The organism is Helicobacter sp. UBA3407 (genome assembly GCF_949747025.1).
Lineage (GTDB): Bacteria > Campylobacterota > Campylobacteria > Campylobacterales > Helicobacteraceae > Helicobacter_D > Helicobacter_D ganmani.
Genome location: NZ_CATKCB010000069.1, coordinates 1 through 8,729, shown reverse-complemented (window position 1 = coordinate 8,729; position 8,729 = coordinate 1). Strand labels below are relative to the sequence as shown.

At 35.9% G+C, this 8,729-nt stretch carries 10 protein-coding genes; 1 reads left to right on the top strand and 9 read right to left on the bottom strand.

The window, feature by feature from the left end:
* Window positions 1-142: 142 nt before the first annotated feature.
* Genes Q1553_RS01500 through Q1553_RS01485 form a run of 4 tightly spaced genes read right to left on the bottom strand, consistent with a single transcriptional unit; the run spans window position 143 to window position 3,439 of the window.
* Window positions 143-976, bottom strand: a complete 834-nt coding sequence (locus Q1553_RS01500) for an amino acid ABC transporter ATP-binding protein (protein WP_297570820.1) — start codon at window positions 974-976, stop codon at window positions 143-145.
* On the bottom strand, window positions 963-1,661 hold the full coding sequence (locus Q1553_RS01495) for an amino acid ABC transporter permease (RefSeq protein ID WP_297570822.1): 699 nt from the start codon (window positions 1,659-1,661) through the stop codon (window positions 963-965). The genes Q1553_RS01500 and Q1553_RS01495 overlap by 14 nt, the downstream gene beginning before the upstream one ends.
* A 14-nt stretch (window positions 1,662-1,675) precedes the next feature.
* Window positions 1,676-2,458, bottom strand: coding sequence for an ABC transporter substrate-binding protein (locus Q1553_RS01490; RefSeq protein WP_297600093.1), 783 nt, complete (start codon window positions 2,456-2,458; stop codon window positions 1,676-1,678).
* A 54-nt stretch (window positions 2,459-2,512) separates the two neighbouring features.
* Window positions 2,513-3,439 (bottom strand): radical SAM protein, encoded by a 927-nt coding sequence (locus Q1553_RS01485; RefSeq protein ID WP_297578549.1) that lies wholly within the window; start codon window positions 3,437-3,439, stop codon window positions 2,513-2,515.
* A 171-nt stretch (window positions 3,440-3,610) separates the two neighbouring features.
* Here Q1553_RS01485 and Q1553_RS01480 point away from each other — a divergent pair, with 171 nt between their 5' ends.
* Window positions 3,611-3,895: a 4Fe-4S binding protein gene (locus Q1553_RS01480; protein WP_115550860.1), complete on the top strand. Its 285-nt coding sequence runs from the start codon at window positions 3,611-3,613 to the stop codon at window positions 3,893-3,895.
* 127 nt (window positions 3,896-4,022) lie between these two features.
* Here the strand turns inward: Q1553_RS01480 and Q1553_RS01475 are convergent, their stop codons facing one another.
* Genes Q1553_RS01475 through Q1553_RS01455 form a run of 5 tightly spaced genes read right to left on the bottom strand, consistent with a single transcriptional unit; the run spans window position 4,023 to window position 8,703 of the window.
* Window positions 4,023-4,814, bottom strand: coding sequence for an SPOR domain-containing protein (locus Q1553_RS01475; RefSeq protein ID WP_297578551.1), 792 nt, complete (start codon window positions 4,812-4,814; stop codon window positions 4,023-4,025).
* 10 nt (window positions 4,815-4,824) lie between these two features.
* A complete protein-coding gene (locus Q1553_RS01470) occupies window positions 4,825-5,370 on the bottom strand; it encodes a DUF1882 domain-containing protein (protein ID WP_115550861.1) in 546 nt (181 codons plus the stop codon).
* 23 nt (window positions 5,371-5,393) lie between these two features.
* On the bottom strand, window positions 5,394-6,644 hold the full coding sequence (locus Q1553_RS01465; protein ID WP_298496457.1) for a serine hydroxymethyltransferase: 1,251 nt from the start codon (window positions 6,642-6,644) through the stop codon (window positions 5,394-5,396).
* Complete coding sequence (gene lysS, locus Q1553_RS01460; protein ID WP_300761652.1) at window positions 6,644-8,152, bottom strand: lysine--tRNA ligase; 1,509 nt, start codon at window positions 8,150-8,152, stop codon at window positions 6,644-6,646. The genes Q1553_RS01465 and lysS overlap by 1 nt, the downstream gene beginning before the upstream one ends.
* 14 nt (window positions 8,153-8,166) lie before the next feature.
* Window positions 8,167-8,703 (bottom strand): CvpA family protein, encoded by a 537-nt coding sequence (locus Q1553_RS01455; protein ID WP_297578557.1) that lies wholly within the window; start codon window positions 8,701-8,703, stop codon window positions 8,167-8,169.
* Window positions 8,704-8,729: the final 26 nt, after the last annotated feature.

The window sequence follows — 8,729 nt, the reverse complement described above, 5'->3', positions numbered from 1 at the left end:
GTGAAGTGCATTGCATAAACACTGCCCCTGCAAATCCATAATTTAGGATAAAGATATATGCTTAATGGAATCTTTTAATTGGAATTCTACATTATAAATTGCTTAAACTCCTCGCAGGAACACGCAAAAGCTTAACTTTCCTCTATCGCCGAATATGGCTTAAAAAATACTGCAAACGCTCATTTTTAGGAGAATCAAAAAATTCCATTGGGGGAGAATCCTCCAAGATTTTTCCACCCTCCATAAACAAAACCCTTGTTGCTACCTCTTTGGCAAAACCCATTTCGTGCGTAACACACACCATACTCATTCCCTCATCAGCCAAGCTTTTCATTAAACTTAGCACGCCACCCACCATTTCAGGATCTAGCGCACTTGTGGGCTCATCAAAAAGTATTACTTCTGGCTTCATTGCGAGCGAACGTGCAATCGCAACCCTCTGCTTTTGTCCTCCACTTAAGCGAGAAGGGTATTCATATGCCTTATCATACAATCCTACACGTTGCAATAAAGCCAAACCCACTTCTTTTGCTTCCCCGACACTCATTTTTTTAAGCTTAATGGGAGCTAAAGTAATATTTTCTATTACATTTAAATTATTAAATAAATTAAAATGTTGGAATACCATACCCATTTTGGCACGCGCTTCATTAATGTCTTGTCGGTCTTTTTTGTCGTATTCTTTTATGGCGAGATTTAAAGCCTTGCCTTTGAGATTTGCTAATTCCGGATACAAATCAATACTAATTTCAGAAATGCGCCGATTATCTAGCCAAATCTCTCCACTATCTGGAATCTCAAGCAGGTTTAAACAGCGCAAAAAAGTGCTTTTACCACTTCCGCTTGGTCCGACGATGACAACTTTCTCTCCTCGCTGAAATTCCACATTCAAGCCATTAAGCACAATTTTCTCACTCTTGTCCTCTTTTGTGCCACTTTCATAATATTTTTTAACTAAATTTCTAACGCTTATCACTTTTTCTTAGTTTCCCCTCGTATTTCTTAACAACAAAGCTCGCAATCATTACCAACACCAAATAGCAGAGTGCCAAGAAAAAATATGGAATCATATATTCATAGCTTGCACTACCAATCGTCTTAAACGCATAGGTTAAATCATGAACGGTAACATAATTTGCTACCGAAGTTTCTTTAAGAAGCGTGATGAACTCATTTCCTAAATTTGGCAACGCATTTTTCAAGGCTTGCGGAAAAACAATAAAACGCATACTTTGTTTAGAATTAAGCCCAAGTGCCCTTGCAGCCTCATTTTGTCCGCTATCCACGCTCAAGATTCCACCGCGAATAATCTCACTAACATACGCACCACTATTAAGACCAAAAATCACAATAGCAACCAATAAAGCACTGCTTCCCGCCAAACCAAAAAGAGGTAGAATTACAAAATAGATGAACAAAAGCTGCACAACAATCGGCGTCCCACGAAAGAATCCCACATACAGCTTTCCAATTCCCACAAGCAAATATTCTAATGTGTTTTTCTCTTCTTTGGTAATTAAAATCGCAAGCATTGTGCCTACAAAGATTCCAATCATCAAACCACACACTGCGAGTAGAATCGTAACAAATAAACCCTCTACAACAAGCGTGTAACCGCCTTTGACAATGAGTTGATTATAAAAAATTTCTATTTTATCCATAAATTCTTGGGCTTTTAATAATACTTTTTAATAATTTTATCTAGCACGCCCTCTGTTCGCATTTTCTCAAGTGCTTGATTAATGGAATCCAAAAGCTCTTGATTGCCTTTTTTTACTGCAATTCCATACCTCTCTTCCGTCAAATACGCGCTTAAAACTTCTGTGTTTACGTAGTTTTTGGAGATTAAACGCGCGGGAGCTTCATCAATAATCACAATATCAATCTGCCCATTTTCTAGCGCACTTACCGCCAAAGAACCATTGACGAATCCCTTAACTTCAGCATTTTTAAAGCCCTCAAAACCCCAATCTTTATCGCCTTGCGCATAAAATGCCCCTGTTGTTCCCGTTTGCACACCAATCTTGATTCCATTCTTTTTGTTGATTGCCTTAATGAGTTCTGCTGCATTATCACCCACAGCTTTTAATTCAGAATCGGAATTTTTAATGATGACAACTTGATTTGCATTATAATAAGAGGTAGTAAAATCCACAACTTTTGAACGCGCCTCATTAATCGTCAAACCACTTGCACCAAAATCTACATTTGCACTACTTACAGCACTCACAACAGAATCAAATTCCATATCTTTAATTTCCAAAGTTTTACCCAAAATCTTTGCCACCTCTTGTGCAATCTCTACATCAATGCCCTTAAATTCATTGCCCTCTTTATATTCAAAAGGCGGAAATTCTGCAGCAGTAGCCATTACAATCTTTTCTTCACTCTTGCTACAACCTTGCACAAAAATCACCGCCAAAATCGCCAACAAACTTGCCCAAATCAACTTTTGCATACCTTTTCCTTTAACGAAATTAAGCTTGGATTATAGCAAAATTCCGCATATTTTTTAAGCTTTTATTCCAATGCGATAAAACTTTGTAGCATTATTTTCTACAATCTCCACTTGACCGCTTTGCAACAAATCTTGTAGAATCTCACGCGAATAGATATTCCATAACGTTGCAACATCTTCCGTGCTTTGAGGACGCAAGGCGATTGTTTTTAGGATTTCATCGCGACTTAAATTTAATTGCACTTGTTCTTTGGGTTCCGCTCTTTTGGGAATAAAAATTGGAAGTCCAAAATCTAAAAAAACTTTTCCAAATAACTCCAATTTCTCTTGAGAAACACTCTTGACTTGATAGGCAGCAGGGCGGTCAATCGTGCTAATATCAACGCGTTTTAATCGCATAGGAGCAAGAAATTTTGCCATTTTTTTAACTTCGTCTAAAGAATCATTGATCGTCTCTACAAATAAAATTTCTGCATACAATTCGCCTCCAAAATCCGCACCAAACTGATAGATTCCTTGTAAAATTTGCTCTAAATTTACGCTTTTACTTGGGCGGTCAATCTTTTTAAACACCTCTTTGCTGACTGCGTCTAATGAAAATTTTACTTTATCAAATAATAAGCAAGCACGCGCAACAATAGGGTCATGCAATAAAGAACCATTTGTTAAGAGTAAAGTCTGTTTTGTGCCTTTAATGTCTTCTAAACGCAACATCAACTCATACAAATGTGGATAAAGTGTTGGCTCTCCATTAGCAGTAATCGTCAAGGATTCTATATTTGGAAAATGTTCCAAGCCTTTTTGGATTTCCTTTAAAATCACTTCTACTTCCAAATAATTTTCCATAAAATCTTGTGCTTTTTTGCCCTTTAATTCACAATACAAACAATCATAATTGCATTGTTTAATATCAGGAGACAAATCTACGCCAAGAGATTCCCCAAATCGTCTTGAATGAACAGGACCAAAAATAATATTCATACACTTAAACCTTTATCCTTTAAAATAATCAATATTTTACACTATTTTACGCACAGAATCATATTCAAACATAATTTTACCACTCTAATCCAATATAATCTTATTTTTAAAGCTCCATTTTATAAAGTTTAATATATACTCATTGTCTAATATAAATTTTAAGGAGAAATAATGTCTGTTAAAATTACTGACATCTGCATCGCCTGTGGTGCGTGTATTGACGAATGCCCGGTAGAAGCTATCGTAGATGATGATGATAATCCAAATGATGATGGTTGCTATTTTGTTCATAGTGAAAAATGTGTAGAATGCGTAGGACACAATGACGAACCTGCTTGTGCCTCTGCATGCCCCACAGAAGGTTGTATCGTATGGGACGCAGTTGTAGCTTCACAACCCCATAGAGACGATATTAGTGATGACAAAAGAAGTGCTCACACACCTGTTGTTGAATAGTTCTTTCTTTCACAAAATAAATCCCCTTTTTTGCGGGGATTAGCATTTTTAAATCAACTTTTAACTTTTTTAAAAATTTTAGCAGAAAACAAACCAATGCTAAAATTGCATTGGTTAAAAAAAGAGGTTATTTAATTTCTTTAATAAAAGCATCTTTATTGATTTTTGCACGAATCTCGCTTAATTTATTTTGTGCTTCTTGTTTTGTAGTATAAGGACCTATAAGTAAGCGATTGTTGTCTCCAGATTTTTGCATACGATAACTTAATTTATTTTCATTAATCAAGCCTAAAAGTTGCTTATTGGGAGAGAATTTACTAAAAGAGCCCACTTGAACATAGAATCCCTTACCAGCCTCACTGCCTTGCAAAGAAGGGTTATTTACTTTAACATCTTTAAAACTTTCTTTTGGAGTTGTTTTTGATGGCTCTTGTTTGATTTCAGGTTTTGAAGTCATTTGTGTAGGCTGTGGTATAGGTTTTTGGGATTCTACTTTTGGTACTGAATTAGGAGCTGTTGGCAAAGCTTGTGTAGAAGCATTATTTTGATTTTGTTGTGCTTTAATTTGATTAATAATCATTTGGAATTGGTCATCACTGCTAGTATTTTGGATTGGCACTTGTCCAAAATCTGTATTTTGATTTTGCTGATTTTCATTTGAGGTTTGCGACATTTTTGGTTCTAAACGTTCCAATGGCTTCTGTGTTTCAATCTCTTGTTTATTTATTTCTTGAGAATCTCCTTGAAACAAATAAACAGCCAATACAATCACTGCAAATAATAAAACGCCAATCGCGCTTAATAAAATTAATTTCTTATTGCTTCCGCTTTTTAATTCATCGCCTTCATTGTTGCTAATCAATAAATCGTCCAATTCTAAATCTCTTGCTGTGTCTTTGTGTGATTCTAATTCTGTCATATTCTCTCCTTTACATATGTTTAGACCACGAAGCACCGCGTTCTTTCTTATAAACATTATAGGGTACAATCAAGATGTTAAAATTTTTGGGAATATCAAGCGAAGGAAACATTTTCCACTCTGTTGGCATTTTTTGAGAAAGCTTTGCACCAAGCATTTTAGCAATTTGGCAACCCTCTTGAAAAGTCGTATGTCCTTTATGCACATATAAATGCAAATGCCCCGGTGTTTTTGTTTCATAAGCAGTAAAATTAATAAACCCTTCTTCTCTTAAAAGCAATTGTGCACGATGCCAAAAACGTTCTGCATTGAATCCATTATAATCAAAGACAATATTTTCAACTTTATCGCGCTCATTAATCAAAGAATGTGCAATAATGATTTCTTTTTTAAAATGACTTTGGAGCAAATTACGCGTAATTGGCTCATCAATCTTTTTAAATTTATCATAAAAGATTCTACCATTATGTTGCATTTTCTCCCCAATTCCTGGTGATTTCAACCAATAATGAGAGGTAGTCATTTTAATAAGTTTCAAATCCATATCTGATACCATTGCTTGCTTCCTTTTCGTTAATCTTAAAAAATTGCCTTATTATAAATAGGGAATTTTAGCGCAAGTTCCTTTAATTCACTCTTGATTTTTTCTTGTTTTTGTGTATTTGTTATATCATCTAATATATCTGCAATTTTATTTGCTACAATTTCAAACTCTGCTTCCTTAAATCCTCTTGCAGTCAATGCAGGCGAACCAAGGCGCACACCACTTGTTACAAATGGGCTACGCATTTCACCCGGAACAGTGTTTTTATTCGCAGTGATTCCAGCATTTCCCAATGCCAAATCTGCATCTTTTCCGCTATATTTTTTATCAAGTAAAGACAGCAAAATCAAATGATTATCTGTGCCATCACTTACTACTTTGAAATTTCTTTCCATTAAAACTTCTGCTAAAACTTTTGCATTGGATTTAACTTGTTTGGCATATTCTTTCCATTCAGGTTTCAGATTCTCACCAAAACCTACTGCCTTACCTGCAATCACATGCATAAGTGGTCCTCCCTGCATTCCGGGAAAAACTGCCTTATCAATCTTCTTAGCATACTCCTCATTGTTGGTTAAAATCAATCCTCCACGCGGTCCGCGCAAAGTTTTATGTGTAGTGGTAGTTACCACATCTGCATAAGGAAAAGGATTGGGATACTCCCCTGCAACAACAAGTCCAGCCACATGTGCAATATCTGCCATAAGAATCGCTCCTACACTCTCGGCAATTTCTTTAAATCTTGCAAAATCCAATTTTCTTGAATAGGCACTAAAGCCACAAACAATCATATTCGGTTTCACAATCCTTGCAGTTTCGGCTACCTTATCGTAATTGATTCTTCCATCAAGCTCCACACCATAAAAAAAGCTTTGATATATTTGTCCTGTGAGACTGACTTTTGCTCCGTGTGTTAGATGCCCTCCGTGGCTCAAATCCATACCTAAGATTTTATCATAAGGCTTTAAAAGTGCGGAATACACCGCACAATTTGCTTGAGAACCTGCGTGAGGTTGGACATTTGCAAACGCACAATCAAAAAGCTTTTTAGCGCGATTAATGGCTAGTTCTTCAATTTTATCTACAAATTCACATCCTCCATAATATCTTTTATAGGGATAACCCTCGGCATATTTGTTGGTTAGCACGCTTCCCATAGCTTCCATTACGCTTGGAAAAGTAAAATTTTCGCTCGCAATCATCTCCAAATGCGTATTTTGGCGTTCTAATTCCTGATTAATAAATCCTAAGATTTCTGGGTCATTTTCTTCTAAAACATAACTCATTATTCTTCCTTTTTGTTTTGTGGTTTTTGCGGTTTTAATGCTGGAAATAAAATCACATCTTTTATCGTTGTATTCCCTGTCAATAACATCACCAAGCGGTCAATTCCAATTCCTTCTCCTGCTGTTGGAGGCATACCATAAGAAAGGGCGGTAACATAATCCTCGTCCATATATTGTGCTTCTTCATCACCTGCTTCCTTAGCTTTGACTTGTTCTTTAAATCTCTCTAGCTGATCTAGCGGGTCATTTAATTCGCTAAAGCCATTGGCAATTTCGCTTCCTCCAATAAATAACTCAAATCTATCCGCGATTTCCGGATTCTTATCGTTACGTCTTGCAAGAGGGCTAATTGCAATAGGAAAATCTGTAATAAAAGTAGGATTGATTAATTTCTCCTCTACAAAAGCGTCAAAAGCTTCACTTTGCAATTTACCTAACTCCGTTTGGGATTCCAAAGGAACATTATGCTCCTTGAGGTAAAGATACAATTTCTCCTCCTCATTCACAACTTCGCGTGGAATCCCTCCAATCTCTACTAAAGCGTCTAAATAAGTAATTTGCCTAAAAGCGTCCAAATGAATCTCTTGATGATTAAATACCAAAACTTTGGGCAAGGAAAGGGATTCTAGCAAATACGCAAACAATTCTTGCGTAATTTGAATCAAATCTTTATAATCCTTATACGCCCAATAAAATTCAATCATTGTAAATTCTGGATTGTGTGAGTGGTCCATTCCCTCATTGCGGAAATTACGATTGATTTCAAAAATCGCTTCAAATCCACCAACAATTAAACGTTTGAGATATAATTCAGGAGCAATTCTCAAATATCGCTCCACATTTAAGGCATTATGGTAAGTTACAAAAGGTTTAGCATTTGCACCACCCGGAATCGGGTGCATCATCGGTGTTTCAACTTCTAAAAATCCTTTTTGTTCAAAGAATTTTCTCACATTTGAAACAATTTTAGAACGCAATACAAAACTATCGCGCACTTCTTTATTCATAATTAAGTCTAAATATCTTTGACGATAACGCAATTCAATATCTACCAACCCGTGATATTTCTCTGGCAAAGGACTAATTGCTTTGGTTAGAATCCTAAAATCCAAAGCATGTAAGCTTAATTCACCCGTTTTTGTTACAAAAGGAAACCCTTTTGCCATTACAATGTCTCCGACTTCTACGCATTTTTTAAACATATCAAAAGAATCACTCAACTCGTTTTTAGACAAATAAACTTGCAAGATTCCGCTTACATCTTCTATCTTAATAAAAGCCGCTTTGCCCATTAGTCTAATAAACTTAATGCGTCCAGCAACTTGTGCGGATTTGCTTTCATCTTTTTGTTTACCCTCTGGTAAAGATTTAAGAAAATCATAGCTCTTTAAAAACTTCTGCGTATTCCATTCTTTTGAGATTCCATTACCATAAGGATTAATGCCCATTTCACGCAATGTGTTAGCTTTTGCGATTCTGCCTAGCACATAAGCATCATTTTCAAACATTTTTTTCCTTTATTTTAGAATATATTATTTTGCAAATCTTCTATTTTTGACGTGTTGCTTTGCACAACATCAAGCTTAATCACAACAGCTCCCGTATCACGCAACATTGGATAAAGATAACTTCCTTGCGTGTATTTTTCAATGAAACTTTTAGCAAATTGAATATTGGTTAATGTGGCAATTATAATCGCAAAAATCATAAAAACTTTTAATGCGCCAAAACAGAATCCCAAAATCCGATTCACTCCTCCCAATGCGCTCAAATTAACTATTTTCTGCATAATTTCAGCCACAATCAAGGCAAGCCCCCAAATGAGTGCCAACAAAACCAAAAAACCAATCAACGAAATTGCGGAGGGGTTCTGAAAAGCATAAAGATTCGCACTAATCCATTCTCCTACACTATCTCCATAGACAGAGGCACCATACACGCCACCCACGATTCCTACAAAACCAAAAAATTCGCGCACAAATCCATTGATAATCCCCCGAATCGCCAATAACAAAATCAAAGCACCCACTATTAAATCAAACCAATTAAAATCATTCATTTAATATGCCTTAAAATAAAAATTTT